This is a genomic window from Stenotrophomonas sp. LC732 (genome assembly GCF_052446685.1).
Taxonomy (GTDB): Bacteria; Pseudomonadota; Gammaproteobacteria; order Xanthomonadales; family Xanthomonadaceae; genus Stenotrophomonas; species Stenotrophomonas muris.
The window spans coordinates 367,865-384,685 of the sequence record NZ_CP199214.1 but is presented as its reverse complement, the minus strand read 5'-3'; the positions used below and the strand labels follow the sequence as shown (position 1 = coordinate 384,685).

The following is a 16,821-nucleotide window of genomic DNA, read 5'->3' as shown; positions in this document are numbered from 1 at the left end:
TTGATCGATCCTGTCGCTAACTAGGACACACCGAACCAGAGAACGTGTCATGAGGAACTCCATTCTGCTGTGCGTGGCCCTGATGTCCGTCAGTGCGCTGGCCCAGGCCAGCAGCGGCAGCATCCGTTTCAGCGGCCGTATCGCCGAGCCGGGCTGCACGACGAACCTGTCCCAGGGTGAGCTGAGCCTGGCGGCCTGCCCACCGTCGGCCAAGGGCTCGACGGTGGCCGTGACGGCACTGGCCGATGGCCAGGCGGCGACGCTGCGTGACGGCAAGCGCCAGGGCCAGAAGCTGTCGGTGTCGGCCAGCGCGATGCGCGCCGGCGATATCGCCTTCTCCGAGCGATACAGCGTGCAGGCTTCGAAGCAGCAGCCGCTGCAGGGCGCCTACCTGGTGGTCGTCGACTACCTGTAAGCCCTGCAGGCCGGTATTACTCCGGCTGCGGCAATTCGAACACCTGGCGCAGGTAGGCCAGGTAACCCGGGTCGTCGCACATGCTCTTGCCCGGCGAATCGCTGAGCTTGGCCACCGGCTGGCCGTTGCAGCGGACCATCTTGATGACGATGTTGAGCGGCGTCGGGCCGAGGTCATTGGTCAGGTGGGTGCCAACGCCGAACGCGACCTGGCAGCGACCGCGGAAGTAGTCGTACAGCCGCATCACCTTGGCGATGTCGAGCCCATCGCTGAACACCAGCACCTTGCTGCGCGGATCGACCCGGCGCTGCTGGAAATGCGCCAGCATGCGGTCGCCCCAGTCGAACGGATCGCCGGAGTCATGGCGCACACCGTCGAACAGCTTGCAGAAATACATGTCGAAGTCGCGCAGGAACGCGTCCAGGCCGACCACGTCGGACAGCGCGATGCCAAGATCGCCGCGGTACTCGCGCGCCCACGATTCCAGTGCCGCCACCTGCGAATCACGCAGGCGAGGGCCGAGCGCCTGGAACGCCTGCAGGTACTCGTGGGCCATGGTGCCGTGCGGGGTCATGCCATACAGGCGCGCGAAGTGGACGTTGCTGGTACCGACCAGCTGCGGGCCAAGTGCGTCGCGCAGCAGCGGCAGCAGGCGGGCATGCCAGTCACGCGAGTAGCGGCGGCGGCTGCCGTAGTCGGCGATGCGGCAGTGCTCGAAACCGGGGGTATCGCGCAGCAGCGCGGCCTTGGCCTGCAGGCGGCGCTCGCCTTCGGCGAAGTCGGCCGTGGTGGTGTTGCGGAACCAGACTTCGTTGATGATCGCCAGCAGCGGCACTTCGAACAGGATGGTGTGCAGCCACGGGCCGGTGATGTCCAGCTCGATCTCGCCGGGCACGGCCGTCGACGCACGCAGCTGGATGTACTTGCGGTCCAGATGGAACAGGCCGAGGAAATCGGCGAAGTCCGGCTTCACGAAGCGCAGGCCACGCATGTAGTCCAGTTCCGCGTCGCTGAAACGCAGGCTGCACAGGTGGTCGATTTCCTCATCGATCTGGGCGATGTAGCTTGCCAGGTCGATGCCGGGGGTGCGGCACTTGAACCGGTACTGCACCTGGGCGCCGGGGTGCTGGTGGAGCACCGCCTGCATCATGGTGAACTTGTACAGGTCGGTGTCGAGCAGGGACTGGATGATAGGCATGGGGCGGATTATGCGCCCGGCGGAGTGAACCGTGGGCGCGGCGAGTGGAGCCACACCATGCGTGGATGACCCTTTCCATGCAGCCGAGCGTGGGCTCGGCTCTACAACGACCTGCGCAGCAGGCGCGGCACCAGCATCAGCGCATGCGCCCAGATCGCAGCCCATACCGCCGCGCGCACCGGCAGCGAACGCTGCCTGGCCTCGAACTTCTGGAAGTAGCGCCACAGCCCCCTGTGCTTGTGCCATTCCACGAAGAACGGCCGCGAGCGGCTGGAGACACCGCGCACATGGGTAACCTGCAGGTCGTTGGCGATCGCTACCACCGCGCCGGCTTCGCGCGCGCGCCGGCACAGGTCCAGGTCCTCGGCGTGCAGGCGATAGCCTGCGTCCCAGCCACCGATACGGTCGAACAGCGCGCGCGGCATCATCAGCAGTGCGCCGGACAGTGCCGGCACCCGCTGCAGTGCCTGGTGCGGCTCACGCGGAACCGCCAGCTTCGAGCCCTTGCCGGGCGAACGCAGCATCCTCAGGAAATCCGGGTCGCGGCGGCGCACCGCCTCGTCGGCATGGCCATGCTCGTCCACCTGTTCAACGCCCAGCAGGCAGTCGCCCAGCGCTTCGGCGCGGGAGCGCAGTTCGGCCAGCGTGTCCGGCTCGACCATCAGGTCCGGGTTGATGAAGGCCAGCCACGGGCTGTGCGAGTCGGCCACGCCCTGGTTGTTGGCGGCGGCGAAGCCGGGATTGTCCGGGTTGCCGACGAAGCGCACGCGTGGATCGTGGCTGGCATGCCGCTGCACGATGTCCAGGGTGCCATCCAGCGAACCATTGTCGATCACCCGGATCTCGGCCACATCCTGCGCCTGGCGCAGGCGCGAGAGGCAGGCATCGATGGTGCTGCCACTCTGGTAAGTGACGACGATGGCGGCGATGGCAACATTCAAACGGGTGGCTCCGGCACTGACGGGACGAACAGGTCGCCCTGTTCCTTCGGCATTATCGCCTGCCGCATGCGCTGCTGCAGGTCGGCGCGCAGCCCGTGCAGCGGGTCGTGCATCAGGAAATCGGCCAGCCGCGGTACCCAGGCCGGCCAGCGCGCGGCCAGGGCCTCCAGATCGCCATCGCGGCTGACCGCCTCCCCTGCCCGGCTGACGAAGGCGGTCTCGCACAACACGTTGCGCCAGCCAAGGCCGGCCATGCGCAGGCTGAGGTCGACCAGTGCCGCGTTCCAGCCAGCGTAGCTGTCCACGTCCAGGCCGCCGGCGCGACGGCGCGCGTTGCCGCGCACCAGCACCGCGTGGGTGACCGCCGATGGCAGCTCCGGGTGCAGCGTCGGCAGCGTCGCGCAGGTGTGCGCCAGCAGGACCGGGTCCTGCGGCTCGGGATTGATCTCGCCCAGCCGTGGCCACGCGGCGGTCTCGCCGGCATTGCACCAGGGGGTTGCGGTGGCGATCGCGGCATCGCGGGCGAAGGCATCCTGCAACTGCTGCAACCAGCCGGGTGATGGCACGCTGTCCGGCGCCAGCACGGCCACGTCCAGGCCATCGCAGGCGCGCAGCATCTCGTCCAGATGGGCGACTTCGCCCAGTGGCCGCGCGCGCCGGGTGTACTCGGCCTGCAGCGGCGTATGCGCCAGCCAGTGTTCCACCACCGCCTGCGCGCGTGGCCCGGTCTGTGCGTCATCGGCCAACCAGACCGCGGTCCCTGGCGCCGTGCCGGCATCCAGCGCGGCCAGGCAGCGGTCGAGTGCGGCATCGTCCACGCACAGCGGCAACAACACGATCGCCCCCATCCCGCCTCCGTGGTTGTCGGTGGCCACAGCGTAGCACCGGGAGGGTATCGGCCGGGTTGCACCCGGCACCCGCGGAGGCTGGAGCCGAAGCCGAAGCAACAGCAGAAGCCGGCTATCCGTGGGATGGCGGGGTGGGTCCGGTTGCGGGGGACGTTGCAAGTACGTCCATGTAAGCTCGGTCGCCGCATCCATGCGGCTCACGCCCCCGCAACCAGACCCACCCCGCCTTCGACAGATTTCTGCGATCTGTCGGCAAAGCCTGGGGTCAGATCCGTTTTCCAGAGGAAAACGGATCTGACCCCATTTTCTGATTTCGAAATCTGACAGACAGTCATCCACGCATGGCGTGGATCGTGTCGACCAAGGTCGACACCTACCAACAGCCGCGGGAGTCTGTCAGAGGTGGGTCGGCGTGGGGTGGCAGGACCGTTGGCGCCATGGATGGCGCCATCGAGCCCCAGGGACGGGTTTACGGCGTGTCCTGCCACCCCACGCCGACCCACCCTCCCTCAGTAAACCCGCTGTTGCTGTTGCTGTTGCTGTTGCTGTTGCTTTCGCTTTGGCCGTTGCCGTTGCTCCGGCCTTGGCGGGTGCCGGGCGCCGCCCGGCCGTAACCCCTTACTTCTTCGCGCGCGGCTGGTTCAGCGGCTCCATCGCGCGGAAGCGCTTGCTGTACTCGTCGGTCAGGTTGCGCGATTCCAGGCTGTTGCGCACGATGCTCGGGGTCAGCAGCACGATCACCTCGGAACGGCGGCTGGAGCGGCTCTTCTGCCCGAACAGCGCGCCAACTACCGGAATACGGCTCAGGCCGGGAATGCCGCTGCTGCCATCGGTGCCCGAATCCGTGATCAGGCCAGCCAGCATGATGGTGTCGCCGCTCTGCACCGCCGCTTCGGTCGACAGCTTCTTTGTGGAAATTCGCGGGTTGCAGTTGCGCTCGGTCGGATTGCAGTTGTCGGGCACGTTCGAGGCGCTGCTCACTTCCTGCACGATATCCAGGAACACCGTGCCATCGCGGGTCACGCGCGGGCGCACCTTCAGGATCACGCCGGTGTCGATGTACTGCACCGAGCTGTAGGTGCTGGTGCCCACGCCGGTGTTCACCGTGGTGGTGTTGATCGGCACCTTGTCGCCCACGTTGAGCGTGGCCTCGGCGTTGTTGCGCACGAACACCGAAGGCGTCTGCAGCAGGCGTACATCCGTGACCTTGTCCAGCGCACTTACCACCGCCGCGCCATTGTGGCCGGTGAATGCCCAGCCCAGGCCTTCGCCGCCCGTTGCGGCACCGGCGAAGCTGCTCCACGAGCCACCCGCTGCCGCCGGCAGGGTCACGCCGCCCAATGCGCCCGTCAGGGCACGCCCGGCCACGGCATTGTCAAAGAACCAGTTCACGCCGTACTTCAGGTCGCCATCCAGCGAGACCTCGGCCACCTGGGCTTCGATGTGCACCTGCAGCGGCATCACGTCCAGTTTCTCGATCACCTCGCGGATCGAGCGCCACGCCTGCGGCGTCGAGCGCACCAGCAGGGTGTTGGTTTCCTCCACCGCCGACACGCCGACGCGGTCGCCCTCCACTTCCAGGCTGACACTGACGTTGCCGGGCTGGCGCTGCGGCAGGTTCAGGCTGCCATTGCTGCTGCCACTGCCACTACCACTGGTTCCGCCCAGCGTCGAACCCAGGTTGCTGCTGCTGTTGTCCATGCCACGGTCGCCGTCGCCGCCCAGCTGCGACGGAATGGCGCCCGGTGCCAGCGAGGCCGGGCTGGAGCCGCCGCGGTTGCCACTGCTGGCGAAGGCCTCGCTGAGGCGCTCGGCCAGGTCGCGCGCCTTGATGTAGCGCAGCTCGTAGGAGAACAGGCGGGCGCTGCCACCAGCGGTGTCGATGCGATCCAGCCACTGCTGGATCTGGTCCAGGTAGCGCACCTGCGGCGTGATCACCAGCACGGCGTTGGCATTCTCCAGCGGCAGGAAACGGAACATGCCGGCGCTGGGCGTCTTGCTCTCTTCGCCGAACACCTTTTCCAGGTCGGCCGCGACCTGCTCGGCCTTGCCCGACTGGATCGGGAACACGCCCACCGACATGCCCGACAACCAGTCGACGTCGAAGATCTCGACGGTGCGCAGGTAGTTTTCCAGTTCCGCGCGGGTACCCCCCAGGGTGATCACGTTGCGGCCACTGTCCACGTTGACGATGGCGTTGGGGCGCGCGTACGGCTCCAGCACCTTCTTCATTTCGGTGGCGGAGATGAACTGCAGCGGGACCACACGGACTTCGAAGCCGCGCGCGCTGGCCGCGGGTGCCGTGCTTGGCGCGACCGTGCCGGCCAGCGCCTGGTCGGCGGCGACGATGTTGTAGCGCCCACCGCTGTAGACCATCCGCGCGTTGTTCCAGCCCAGCACCATCTCCAGCAGGTTCAGTGCCTGCGCCGGCGATACCGGCTTGGGCGTGGCCAGGGTGACCGTGCCCTGCACGCCTGGCGCGATCACGTAGTTCTGGCCAAGCATGTCACCAAGGATGGCCTTGACCACCGCATGCAGCGATTCGCCTTCGAAGTTGAAGGTCGCCTCGCCGGTACTGGCACCGTGCAGCGCCGGTGCCGGCGCACGCGCGGCCTCGCGGTTGATCATGGTGCCGGTGCCGCGGCGGATCACCGCCTGCGGTGCCCCCTGGCTTTCACGGGCGGCATCGGCAGCGACATCGGCTGCCTGGCCGGCGTCGGCGCTGGGCGACAGATTGCCGTTGCGCTGCACGTGCGGCGCGGACACCGTACTGCAGCCGACCAGCAGCGCGAGGGCAAAGGACCAGGGAAGAAAACGCAGGTTCATGCATTCACTCTATCGGTTGGTGCCATCGCCCGGGGGCGGCGACGGTTGTTGCTGCTGTTGCTGCAGCTGGCGGCGGCGGGCCTGGATGCGCTCGCGGATGGCCTGCATCTGCGCTTCACTGGGACCGTTGTTGTTGGCCGGTGGGGTTGTTGCAGCGGCCGCCGCAGGCGCTGGTGCATTGCCAGCGGGCGACGGCGATGGGATTGCCGCGGGCGGTGGCGGCGCCGGCGGAGCGCCCGCCGAGGGCGGCACCACGATCGCACCTGCAGGCGGTGCGCCGTTGGCACCGCGCAGCACCGTCGGCGGCTCACCGCCCTGGCCGTTGAACACCGCCAGTTCCAGGACCTGGTTGCCACCGGGGCCGATCACCGTCGCCTGGCGCGGCTGCAGCGCCACCAGCTGCCAGCCATCCACGGCTTCGCCGTTGAGGCGCAGGCGCAGCGAGCGGTTCTGTTCGGTGGTGAACGTGGCCATGCCGAAATCGCCGGTCAGCAGCACACCGGTGAGGCGCAACGCGGCGCTGGCCGCCGGTTCGCTGCCACCCAGCAGATAAGGCCGCGGCCTGCGGTCTTCGGCGAACAACGGGCGCTCACCGATCGCGCTGTAGCTGTCGGCGCTGGCCATGCGCTCGGCCGCCAGCGGCGGCAGCGATGGCAGCGATGGCGCGGCGTCGGCATCACCGCCGGCACCCGGCAGCTGGCTGCCCAGCCCGAAGCCGGTCGCCAGCCAGACGGCGGCCGCCCAACCGGCCAGCGCCAGCAGGAAGCCGGTACGCAGGCTGATCTGCTCAAGCTTCATCGGCCACCTCCTGCCCTTCGGACGGGGGCGCCGGCTGCGGCGCAGGTACGGCCTCGGCCGGCGACGCGGACGGTGCCGGTGTCGCAGCGGGCGCCGGAACCGTGCCATCGGCGGCAGCGCCCGGCAGCAGATAGCCGGCCAGCTCGAAGGACACGTCCAGGCCCAGCCCCGATTCGTTCGGTGATTGCTGGAAGCGCTGCGCGATCAGGTTTAGGTTGTCGACGAACAGGCGTGGGCTGCCGGTTTCCAGGCTGTGCAGCACGGTGGCCAGTTCGGCCACCCCGCAGCGCAGGCGCACCTGCATGGCGACGCGCACGAACTCGGCGTCGCGCCGGTTGTCGGTCAGCGGCGTGCGGTTGCTGATGGTGCAGCTGCGGTTGCCCGGGCTGGCCATCGCCACCGCATCCTGCAGCCGGGCGCCCAATGCAGCGGCGGCAGCTTCGGCAGTGGCTTCGCGCAGGAAGCCTGGCCGCTGCTGCAGTGCCTCGCGGGTAGTGCGAAGGCGCTGTTCGATCTGCGGCTGCTGCTGCAGCTGCGCCTGCACGCGCGACTCGCGTTCGCGCAGGGCGGCGACATCGGCATCGATCGCGCGCAGCGGCTGGGTGAACCAGGGGTGCACCAGCAGCAGATAGGCCAGGCCCAGCACTGCCAGCAGCAGTGCCAGCGCCAGCCAGCGGTCACGGCGTGCGCTTGGCATCGGCATCGGCCGCCTCCGGGGTTGGTGCGGCGGCCGGCAACGGCTGCAGTTCGGCGGTCATGGTGAAGCGGTCGCGGCCACTGGCCGCGCCATCGGCCTGCAGCACCCCGGTCAGGTTGACCTTGCGCCACTGCGGTGCGTCCTGCAGCAGCTGCACCAGCTGCGACGCCTCGCGGCTCAGGCCGATCAGCTGCAGGTTGTTGTTCTCGATCGCCAGCTTCTCCAGGTAGGTACCTTCCGGCAGGCGCCGGGTCAGTTCGTTCCAGATTTCAACGGTGCCGGCGCGCTGGCTGCGCTGCTTCTCCAGGAATGCGGCGCCATCGATCAGCGCCTGCAGCTGCGCGCGTTCGCTGGCCACACCTCGCGCACTGCGCGCGCTGCGCTCGACCTGTGCACGCAGCTCATCGGCGGCGGCCTGGCGGTTGTCGAGCAGCTGCACCGCGGCCAGTACCAGCATCACGACGGCAGCCACTGCCAGCAGCAGGTTCCAGCGTCGCATCGGGTCTGGCCGCAGTTGGCGCTGTGCGGGCGGCAGCAGGTTCACCTGCAGCACGTTGCCCTGCGCATCGATGGCATCGACGCCCGCCAGCGCATCGGCCCATGGGCCCACACTGGTGCGCCATGCGTCCAGCTGCCGCAATGGCCACGCCACCAGTTCGACCTGCAGCTGGCCCTCGCCGCCCGCGCCGAGCTCACGCACGTCATAACTGACCTGGGATGATTCGAACGGGGTCTGCCGGTCGATCTCGAAACCGACCACGGCGCGCAGGCGGTCGGCCGCTGCGGCAGGCAGGCGCAGGCTACGCCGCAGGACGTCCGTCGCCGGCAGCAGCCACACCCGCGGCAGAGTACGCAGGCGAGGCTCCAGCACGCGGTCCAGCTCCACCGGCGACAGCGGCCACGGCAGGCGCGCCACCGCTTCGCGGCGTTCGCCGGCTTCACGCCAGACCTGCAGCTGGTCGCCCTCGTGCTGCAGCAGCAGGCGTGCCTGGCCCCAGCCCAATGCCCATTGCCAGCGCACCGGCACCCAGGCCAGCAGCGACTGCCGCCACCAGCGCAGGAAACGGCCGGCGCCCGGGCCGATCCGGCCCTGCACCTGCCGCAGACTGTCCTGCCACGCCGTCATCTTGCTGTCATTCCCTGCTCCCAGCGAAGCACTGTGTAAGTCCGCCCGGGAACCCCGCCCGAGCCACTGCGTACCACTGCCTGCAACACCGACCTGCGTCCACTGCCGTCGATGGCACCGGACTCGATACTATAGGTGCCGCTGCTGCTGGCAAGCGTTGTCGTGCCGCCAGCGGAATCTGCATCACGCTCCTGCTGTGCGCGCTGCGCCATCACACTGTCCGCATCCAGGCCCAGCGCGGTCAGCACCGGCGCGCTGGCGAACTGCGGATCCGGCCGTGCCTGGCGGCTGTAGAGGGTCAGGTGCGGCAGCATCGCCCGGTACAGGGGTCCGCGCATGCCCAAGACCCGCTGCAGCTCGCCCAGGGTCTCGAAGCGCTTGTTGCGTGGGCCGTAGGGCAATCCGGCTGCGGCGTAGTCCGGCGCTTCGGCGCCACCGCCCGGTTGCAGCAGGCTGTCCTCGTCGCGCCAGTCGATGATGGCGCCGGCCAACTGCCGGGCCTGTGCATCGTCTTCGCCCAGCGCCTTGAGGAAGGCGGTCAGCAGTGCGGCGTCGGCCAGGTTCAGGTTGATCTTGCCGTTCTCGTCCAGCACCTTGATCTCGATGCTGGCGTCGTCGAACTGCCAGCGGTAGGTACGGCCATCGGCACGCCAGGGCGCCCGTTGCGGATCGGCTGACAGGCGCAGGAGGGCATATTCGAGGCCGGCGCGCGCACGTTCCTGCCCGCGTGCATCGTCATCCAGCACGCGCTGCTGCAGGTGCTCGACCCGTGCGCTCAGCGCGAACGCACCGACCAGCGCCGTCATCAATGCGATCAGCCACAGCACCAGCACCAATGCCGCCCCGCGCTGACGGCTCATCGCGTGCCTCCACTGCCACCGGCACGCAGCGCCACCACCAGTGGCGGCCACGGCGCGCCCCGGGATGGCACGATCTGGATTTCCACCAGCATCGGCAGGCGGCGGGTGTCATCCCAGCGCGGCAGCCAGTCGGTCACCTGCCCGGTGCTGGCATCGATGCCGCGATAGCGCAGCTGCGCCGACTTCAGGTTGTCCACCAGCACCTCCGGCGGGCGCGGCGGATTCTCGGCGATGCGCTCGCCTTCCTGCAGCAGCACGAGGTCCAGCAGCAGGCGCTGTTGGCCACCGCGTCCGTCCACCTGCAGCGCGTGCAGGTAGGGGCCGCCACGGCCGAGGTAACCGGGCAGGTCGGCGGCGAACAGCATGCGTTGCTCCTCGCCCTGGAAGAAGATGGGTTCGCGGGTGGGGTCCGGGGCCTCCAGCGGGGTGCGCAGTGCACCCGCCAGCTGCCTGCGCAGCAACGACTCGACCGCGCGCATGCGTTCGCTTTCAGCGGCGATCTGCTCGCCGCGCTGGCTGACCGCCATCGCCGAGCGCACGCTGGCAAAGGCCAGTGCCAGGCCGCCGGCCAGCAGCACGGTGGCCAGCATCACTTCGACCAGGGTGAAGCCCGCGGCGCGCCGCTTCATCGCGCGTTCTCCAGGTCGGGCGGCAACAGGCGCAGGCTGCGCCAGTGCAGTTGTTCGCGCTCGCTGTCGCCCCAGCGCACCCGCAGCTGCAGCTCGGCCAGCCATGGGGTGCCCGCTGACGTGGCCTGCACGACGTTGCCGGCGCGTGGTTCGACCCACGGCTGGACCTGCAGCTCCCAGTGATAGCGCCCCTGTTCCCAGTCACCCTGCTGGCTGCCCACCTGCAGCGGCGCGTCGACACCGGCCTGGGCCAGCAACGACTGTGCATGCAGCACCGCACGCGTGCGCAGCTCGGCGTCACGTACCTGCTTCGCGCCACCGGACAGGCTGCCCAGCAGCAGGGTCAACGCCAGGCCCAGCAGGGCGAAAGCGATGATCACTTCCAGCAGGGTGAAGCCACGCGCGCGCCGCTTCATTGCGCCCGCCAGGGGCCGGAGCGGACCTCGCCGGTCAGCCAGCCGACGTCGACGCGCCATTCGGCACCGTCGCGCTGCAACCGGATGCGGCCGCCGCTGGAGCCACCATCGGGATGGAACTCGATCACGCCCTGCCCCGGCGCGGTGGCCAGCTGTGCGGCACCTTCGAACTGCACCTGCAGCTGTGCCGGCAGCTCACCGTGGCGCTGGTTGGCCCCCTCCCAGCGGCGCCGTGCCGGTTCGATCACGAAGCGCTGCGGTTCGCCGCGGGCGATCGCCTGCGCGCGCACCATGCGCAGCTGGCTGGCGATGTCCTTGCCGGCGCTGCGCAGCTGCATGCCGGCGAACCCGCGCGACAGGCCGGCGGCGGTGATCAGGCCGATCGCCGCGATCAATGCGATCACCAGCAGCATTTCCAGCAACGACAGTCCAGCCGCGCGCCTGCCGTGCAGGCGCGGGCGTGGCAACCGGCGCGGCAGGAAGTGCGTCATGCGCGGTTACGGCTGGTAGCGGATGTCAGCGTCGACGCTGCTGCCGCCAGCCTTGCCATCCTTGCCCAGGCTGACCAGCTCATACGGCTGGCCTTCGCCCGGCGCCCGGTACTCCAGTGCGTGGCCCCACGGGTCATTCAGGTCGGCGGGCTTGGCGTACGGGCCGAGCCAGCCACCGACACCGGCCGGCGCCGTCACCAGGTCGTTGAGCGTGGCCGGCAGCTTGCCGGTGTCGATCTGGTAGTTGTCGATCTTGGAGGCGACGGTCTGCACCTGCGCCTTGGCGATGTTGGCCTTGCCACGGTCGGCGCCGCCCAGCACGCGGCTGGCGACCAGGGTCAGCACCGCGCCGATCAGCACGATGACGATGATGATTTCCAGCAGGCTCATGCCCGACTGGTTGCGCGCGGCGGTGAAGGAAAGGCGGATCGGTCGGCGACGGGCAATCATGGACGGTCCTTTCAGTTGCGGAGTGTCGGGGTTGCAGGGAGTGCCATCGTCAACCGATGGCATTGGTCAGGTCATACAACGGCACCAGCACGGCCACGATCACCGCGCCGACCACCGAGGCCAGCACCAGGGTGATCGCCGGCACCATCGCCGCCAGCATGCGGTCGATGCGCCGGGCGCTGTCCTGTTCGAAGGTGTCGGCGGCCTTGAGCAGCATGGTATCGAGTGCGCCGGATTCCTCGCCGACCTGGATCATCTGCAGCGCCAGGCGCGGGAACCGCTTGCCGCGCGACAGGGCCAGCGACAGGCCGGCGCCGTTCTTCACTTCATCGGCGGCCGTTTCGACGTCAGCGGCCAGGGCGCGGTTGCCCAGCACGTTGCGCGCGATGCCCAGTGCCCCCAGCAAGGGGACGCCGTTGCGCAGCAGTGTGCCCAGCGTGCGCGCCAGCCGGGCGGTTTCCAGCTCGCCGATGAGGCGACCGATGCCACGCCGCTGCAGCAGCCAGCCATCCAGCGCCAACCGGAACGCCGGTTGCCGCGCCTTGCGCTCGAAGAACAGCACCAGCACGCCGGGCACCACCAGCAGCAGCACCCACCAGTCACGCACGAACAGGCCCAGCTGCAGTACCGCGTTGGTGAACCACGGCAGCGCCACGTCCAGGCTTTCGTACATCTGCGCGAACTGCGGCACCACGTAGCCGAGCAGGAACAACAGCGCGCCACCGACCACCACCAGCAGGATCGCCGGGTAGACCAGCGCGTTGATGACCTTGCCCTGCAGCGCGCGGCTGCGCTCGAGGTAGTCGGCCAGGCGTTGCAGGGTTTCATGCAGGCTGCCACCGGCTTCGCCGGCGCGCACCATGTTCACGTACAGGCGCGAGAACAGCCCATGCTGGCGCTCCAGCGCGGTGGACAGCGGTGCGCCACCGCGCACCACGTCGCGGATGTCGGTGATCGCGCGGCGCGATCGTTCGTCCTCGGGCAACCCCAGCAGGATGGACAGCGCGCGGTCCAGCGGCTGGCCAGCACCGAGCAGGGTCGCCAACTGCTGGGTGAACTGCAGCAGCGCCGCCCCCTGCAGCGGGCGCTGCTGCAGCAGGTTGCGCCAGCTGCTGCCGCCGATCGCGCCGGCGTCGGCCAGCTGCGTCTCCATCGGCAGGTGGCCCTGGTCCTGCAGGCGCGCGATCAGCTCGGCCTCACTGGCCGCTTCCATCTGCCCATCGAAGACCTCGCCATGCGGATTGAGCGCCTTGTAGCGATAGTTCGGCATGTCAGCCCCGGCGTCCTGCACGCATCAGCTTTCCTCGGTCACGCGCAGCACTTCCTCGATGGTGGTCTGCCCGCTCAACGCCTTGGACAGGCCATCCTCGTACATGGTGCGCATGCCGGCCTCGCGGGCGATGCGCTCGATCTCGCCCATGCCATCGCGGCGCATCACCGCACGGCGCAGCGCATCGTTCATCACCAGGAATTCCATGATGGTGGTACGCCCCAGGTAGCCGGTCGGTGCCAGCGCAGACGGCTTCGGGCGGTACAGGTGGATCGGCCCTTCCGGCTGCAGGCGGCGCAGTTCGAACCGCTCGATCTCTTCCGGCGAGGCTTCGTAGCGCTCGGCGTGGGTCGGCTCCAGCCGGCGTACCAGGCGCTGGGCCAGGATGCCGTTGATGGTGGACGTGAGCAGGTAGTCCTCCACGCCCATGTCGAGCAGGCGGGTGATGCCACCGGCGGCGTTGTTGGTATGCAGGGTGGACAGCACCAGGTGGCCGGTCAGCGCCGACTGGATGGCGATGCGCGCGGTTTCCAGGTCGCGCATTTCACCGATCATGATGATGTCCGGATCCTGGCGCACGATGCTGCGCAGGGCATTGGCGAAGTCGAGGCCGATCTGCGGCTTGGCCTGGATCTGGTTGATGCCTTCGATCTGGTATTCCACCGGGTCTTCGACCGTGATGATCTTGACGTCGGCGGTGTTGAGCTGGCTCAGCGCGGTGTACAGCGTGGTGGTCTTGCCCGAGCCGGTCGGGCCGGTGACCAGCAGGATGCCATGCGGCTGTTCCAGCACCTTGCGGAACTGCGGCAGGAAGGCATCGGTGAAGCCGAGCCGGTGGGAATCGAACACCACCGTTTCGCGGTCCAGCAGGCGCATCACCACGCTTTCGCCATGCGCGGTCGGTACCGTGCTCACGCGCAGGTCCAGCTCCTTGCCCTGCACGCGCAGCATGATGCGGCCGTCCTGCGGCAGGCGGCGCTCGGCGATGTTGAGCCGGGCCATGATCTTGATGCGGCTGATCACCGCAGCGGTGAGGTTGGCCGGCGGGCTTTCGCCCTCCACCAGCACGCCATCGACGCGGTAGCGGACCTTCAATCGGCTCTCGAACGGTTCGACATGGATATCCGAAGCGCGCAGCTCCACCGCACGCTGGATCACCAGGTTGACCAGGCGGATCACCGGTGCTTCCGACGCAAGGTCGCGCAGGTGCTCGATGTCGTCGACCGCACCGCCCTCGCCATCCGCGGTTTCCACGATCGCGCCCATCGCGCTGCGGCCCTGGCCGAACCAGCGCTCGACCAGGTCATCGATCTCCGCGCGCATGCCCAGCACCGGTGTCACCGGAACCCCAAGGGCCAACTGCACGGCCTGCTGTGGATAGGCGTCGTGGGCATCGGCCAGCCACAGCCGCACCCCGTGTTCATCCAACTCCAGCGGGCACACATGGAACTGCTTCAGGAAGCGCAGCGACAGCGGAAGTCCCTCGGCCAGCGCCTGCGGCGGGGCCTCCGGCACCTGCTTGCCCTCCAGCAGCGGCAGGCCCAGCACCTCAGCGCTGGCCTGTGCCTGGTCGCGTTCAGACACCAGGCCCAGGCGCACCAGCAGGCCCAGCAGACTGCCGCCGGCCTCGGCATGCAATGGCCGCGCGCGTGCCAGGTCTCCTTCCTTGAGCCGGCCGCGCGCCAGCAACGCATCCAGGATGCGGCCTTCGGCGTCGTCGGTAACGGTTGCAGCGAGCGCGTTCACGTGACTCTCCTGTCAATCGGCCCGACTTTAGCAGTTAAGCCGTGATTTCCGCCGCCCTGCGGCCACCTTTCGTAAAAAGACGAAGCCCGTCACACAGGGTGACGGGCGTCGGCCGTTCAACTACGACACGAGGTGATTACTGCGTGGCGAGAATGCTCACGCCGTTGTATGCCGCTTCGCCCACCACCTTGATGTAATAGGTGCCCGCCACCGGCTTGTTCACCCGCACCGTTTCGGACGTGCCGGGACGGGTCGACTTGCCGTCGTTGTCGCTGGCGCTTGGCTCACGCCCCTGGGCAATGTAGACCGAGACGTTGCCGGTGCCACCGTAGGTGATCACGCTGAGCTGCTTTCCGGCGACGGCTTCGAAGCTGTACAGCTTGCTGCTGCCGGCAGCACCGTTCAGGCCGCCGACTGCGGCCTTGTTGGTCAGCGGCGTGGCCACCGGCCCGCAGTTTTCGGTGCACGGTTCTTCCAGTGCCTTGGCCAGCGCGGCCTTGGCATCGAGGATGCCGGTACCGATCGGGGTCGCCGCCGGGATGGCGACCGGGAACGGACGCGCCGTTTCCTTCAGCAGGGTACGCATCGCGGCCGGGGTCAACGGATCCTTGCCCTTGGCGATCAGTGCGCTCTGCACCAGTGCCGCAACGGCGGCCACATGCGGCGAGGCCATCGAGGTACCGCCCATGCCCATGTAGCCCGGCGTGCCCGATTCCGGCGTGGTGGCCGCATTGGAGCCGGTCTGCCAGATGTAGCCGCCCGGGTTGCCGTCGACACTGCCGCCACCGCCCGGACCGGACAGGTCCACGCGGGCTCCATAGTTGGAGTAGTAGGTGATGCCACCGGTGATGCGGGTGGCACCCACGGTCACCACGCCTTCGCAGCTGGCCGGCTGGTACTTGGACGCGTTGTCGGCTTCATTGCCGGCAGCCACCACCACCGTGGTACCGCGCGAGATCGCGCCGTTGATCGCGTCCTGGTAGGTGCTGGCGCAGGAACCACCGCCCCCCAGGCTCATGTTGATGATCTCGGCCGGATTGGTGTTGGCCGGGATGCCGGTCACGGTACCGCCGGAGGCCCAGGTCACCGCATCAGCGATGTCGGACAGGTAGCCGCCGCACTTGCCCAGCACGCGGACCGGCAGCACCTTGGCCTTGTAGGCGACACCGGCCATGCCGACGCCGTTGTTGGTCTGCTCGGCCACGGTGCCGGCGACGTGGGTGCCGTGCCAGGAACTGTCGTCGGCCAGCGAGCCGTCATAGCACTCGTTGTCGTTCTCGACCCAATCACCGTAGTCCTGCGCACCCGGCACGCGATCGTTGGTCGGGCGCCGCGAGGTCTCCGCATCGCTGATGAAGTCGTAGCCTTCCAGCAGGTTTCCGACCAGGTCCGGATGCTGCGGCAGGACGCCGGTGTCGATCACTGCCACCACGATGCCCTCGCCCTGCGAGACATCCCACGCCGCCGGTGCGTTGATGCCGCCGACCGCATTGTGCAGATGCCACTGGTTCTGCTGGTAGAAGGGATCGTTCGGCACCAGCGCCGGCTGCACGTTGCCGGCACGCAGTTCGCTGCGGCGCAGCTTCACGTCGGCTTCGGCGTACTGCACCGACGGATCGGCCTTCAGTTCCTTCAGCACGCGCTGCAGTTCGGCCGGTGCCAGGCGGCCCTGCACACGGATGAGGTCCGCACCGGTAGACAGCTTGCGGACCACCTGCGGGCCGAGCGTGCTGGCGCGTGACGTGCCGCCGGAGAGACTGGCACGGGTCAGTGCGGACTGCACGGTGGACAGCTTCGCCGAGCGGTCGGTCGCGGCAGCAGCGCCGGCCCGGTACTTGACGATGATGCGCTCGGTACGCGGCTGGGCGGTGCTGGCCTGGCGCACCGGTTCACGGGTCGGCAACCCGGCGGCGTGGACGGCACCGACCGCCGTCATCGACAGCACGGCGGCGGCAAGCACATTGATGCGAAGGTTCTGCTTCTTGATCACGTCGAATTCCTCTTCTGGGTCATGGATCGAACCAACACTGCGGCCATCATTCCTTGACGACTCCCGGCCGGCCCAGCCGGGATTGCCGTGACCTCCCCCCAGGCCCTCACTGCAGGTACG

The 16,821-nt window shown here is 68.6% G+C and carries 16 protein-coding genes; 1 reads left to right on the top strand and 15 read right to left on the bottom strand.

What is annotated here, in order from left to right; all coding sequences use genetic code 11:
- Positions 1-49 precede the first annotated feature (49 nt).
- Positions 50-415, top strand: a complete 366-nt coding sequence (locus ACT6SE_RS01825) for a hypothetical protein (RefSeq protein ID WP_014645902.1) — start codon at positions 50-52, stop codon at positions 413-415.
- A 16-nt stretch (positions 416-431) separates the two neighbouring features.
- On the opposite strand, the gene pncB is transcribed toward ACT6SE_RS01825, so the two are convergent.
- The 15 genes from pncB to ACT6SE_RS01750 form a co-directional block, all read right to left on the bottom strand.
- Positions 432-1,613: a nicotinate phosphoribosyltransferase gene (gene pncB, locus ACT6SE_RS01820; RefSeq protein WP_014645901.1), complete on the bottom strand. Its 1,182-nt coding sequence runs from the start codon at positions 1,611-1,613 to the stop codon at positions 432-434.
- Positions 1,614-1,714: 101 nt separating this feature from the next.
- Positions 1,715-2,554 (bottom strand): glycosyltransferase family 2 protein, encoded by an 840-nt coding sequence (locus ACT6SE_RS01815; protein ID WP_014645900.1) that lies wholly within the window; start codon positions 2,552-2,554, stop codon positions 1,715-1,717.
- Entirely contained in the window at positions 2,551-3,402 is an 852-nt protein-coding gene (locus tag ACT6SE_RS01810) for a glycosyltransferase family 2 protein (protein WP_046428748.1), read from the bottom strand. Before ACT6SE_RS01810 ends, ACT6SE_RS01815 begins: the two co-directional genes overlap by 4 nt.
- A gap of 618 nt (positions 3,403-4,020) precedes the next feature.
- On the bottom strand, positions 4,021-6,228 hold the full coding sequence (gene gspD / locus ACT6SE_RS01805) for a type II secretion system secretin GspD (RefSeq protein ID WP_049404733.1): 2,208 nt from the start codon (positions 6,226-6,228) through the stop codon (positions 4,021-4,023).
- Between the two features lie 9 nt (positions 6,229-6,237).
- Positions 6,238-7,026: a hypothetical protein gene (locus ACT6SE_RS01800; RefSeq protein ID WP_014645897.1), complete on the bottom strand. Its 789-nt coding sequence runs from the start codon at positions 7,024-7,026 to the stop codon at positions 6,238-6,240.
- Positions 7,016-7,723 (bottom strand): type II secretion system protein GspM, encoded by a 708-nt coding sequence (gene gspM / locus ACT6SE_RS01795; protein WP_230548472.1) that lies wholly within the window; start codon positions 7,721-7,723, stop codon positions 7,016-7,018. Before gspM ends, ACT6SE_RS01800 begins: the two co-directional genes overlap by 11 nt.
- The gene (locus tag ACT6SE_RS01790; protein ID WP_014645895.1) at positions 7,704-8,849 is read right to left on the bottom strand and encodes a PilN domain-containing protein; all 1,146 of its coding nucleotides are present in this window, start codon (positions 8,847-8,849) and stop codon (positions 7,704-7,706) included. The genes gspM and ACT6SE_RS01790 overlap by 20 nt, the downstream gene beginning before the upstream one ends.
- Positions 8,846-9,709, bottom strand: a complete 864-nt coding sequence (locus tag ACT6SE_RS01785) for a general secretion pathway protein GspK (RefSeq protein ID WP_046428741.1) — start codon at positions 9,707-9,709, stop codon at positions 8,846-8,848. Before ACT6SE_RS01785 ends, ACT6SE_RS01790 begins: the two co-directional genes overlap by 4 nt.
- A complete protein-coding gene (locus ACT6SE_RS01780) occupies positions 9,706-10,338 on the bottom strand; it encodes a type II secretion system protein J (RefSeq protein ID WP_046428740.1) in 633 nt (210 codons plus the stop codon). The genes ACT6SE_RS01785 and ACT6SE_RS01780 overlap by 4 nt, the downstream gene beginning before the upstream one ends.
- Positions 10,335-10,754 (bottom strand): type II secretion system protein XpsI, encoded by a 420-nt coding sequence (xpsI, locus tag ACT6SE_RS01775; protein ID WP_032956500.1) that lies wholly within the window; start codon positions 10,752-10,754, stop codon positions 10,335-10,337. Before xpsI ends, ACT6SE_RS01780 begins: the two co-directional genes overlap by 4 nt.
- Positions 10,751-11,245, bottom strand: a complete 495-nt coding sequence (gene xpsH / locus ACT6SE_RS01770) for a type II secretion system protein XpsH (protein ID WP_046428736.1) — start codon at positions 11,243-11,245, stop codon at positions 10,751-10,753. The genes xpsI and xpsH overlap by 4 nt, the downstream gene beginning before the upstream one ends.
- 6 nt (positions 11,246-11,251) lie before the next feature.
- Positions 11,252-11,695 carry a type II secretion system major pseudopilin GspG gene (gspG, locus tag ACT6SE_RS01765; RefSeq protein ID WP_014645890.1) on the bottom strand — a complete coding sequence of 148 codons (444 nt, stop codon included), beginning with the start codon at positions 11,693-11,695 and terminating at the stop codon, positions 11,252-11,254.
- Between the two features lie 49 nt (positions 11,696-11,744).
- Positions 11,745-12,965: a type II secretion system protein XpsF gene (gene xpsF, locus ACT6SE_RS01760; protein ID WP_032956504.1), complete on the bottom strand. Its 1,221-nt coding sequence runs from the start codon at positions 12,963-12,965 to the stop codon at positions 11,745-11,747.
- A gap of 24 nt (positions 12,966-12,989) precedes the next feature.
- On the bottom strand, positions 12,990-14,711 hold the full coding sequence (gene gspE, locus ACT6SE_RS01755; RefSeq protein WP_444811086.1) for a type II secretion system ATPase GspE: 1,722 nt from the start codon (positions 14,709-14,711) through the stop codon (positions 12,990-12,992).
- A gap of 136 nt (positions 14,712-14,847) precedes the next feature.
- On the bottom strand, positions 14,848-16,701 hold the full coding sequence (locus tag ACT6SE_RS01750; protein WP_046428732.1) for a S8 family peptidase: 1,854 nt from the start codon (positions 16,699-16,701) through the stop codon (positions 14,848-14,850).
- Positions 16,702-16,821 lie beyond the last annotated feature (120 nt).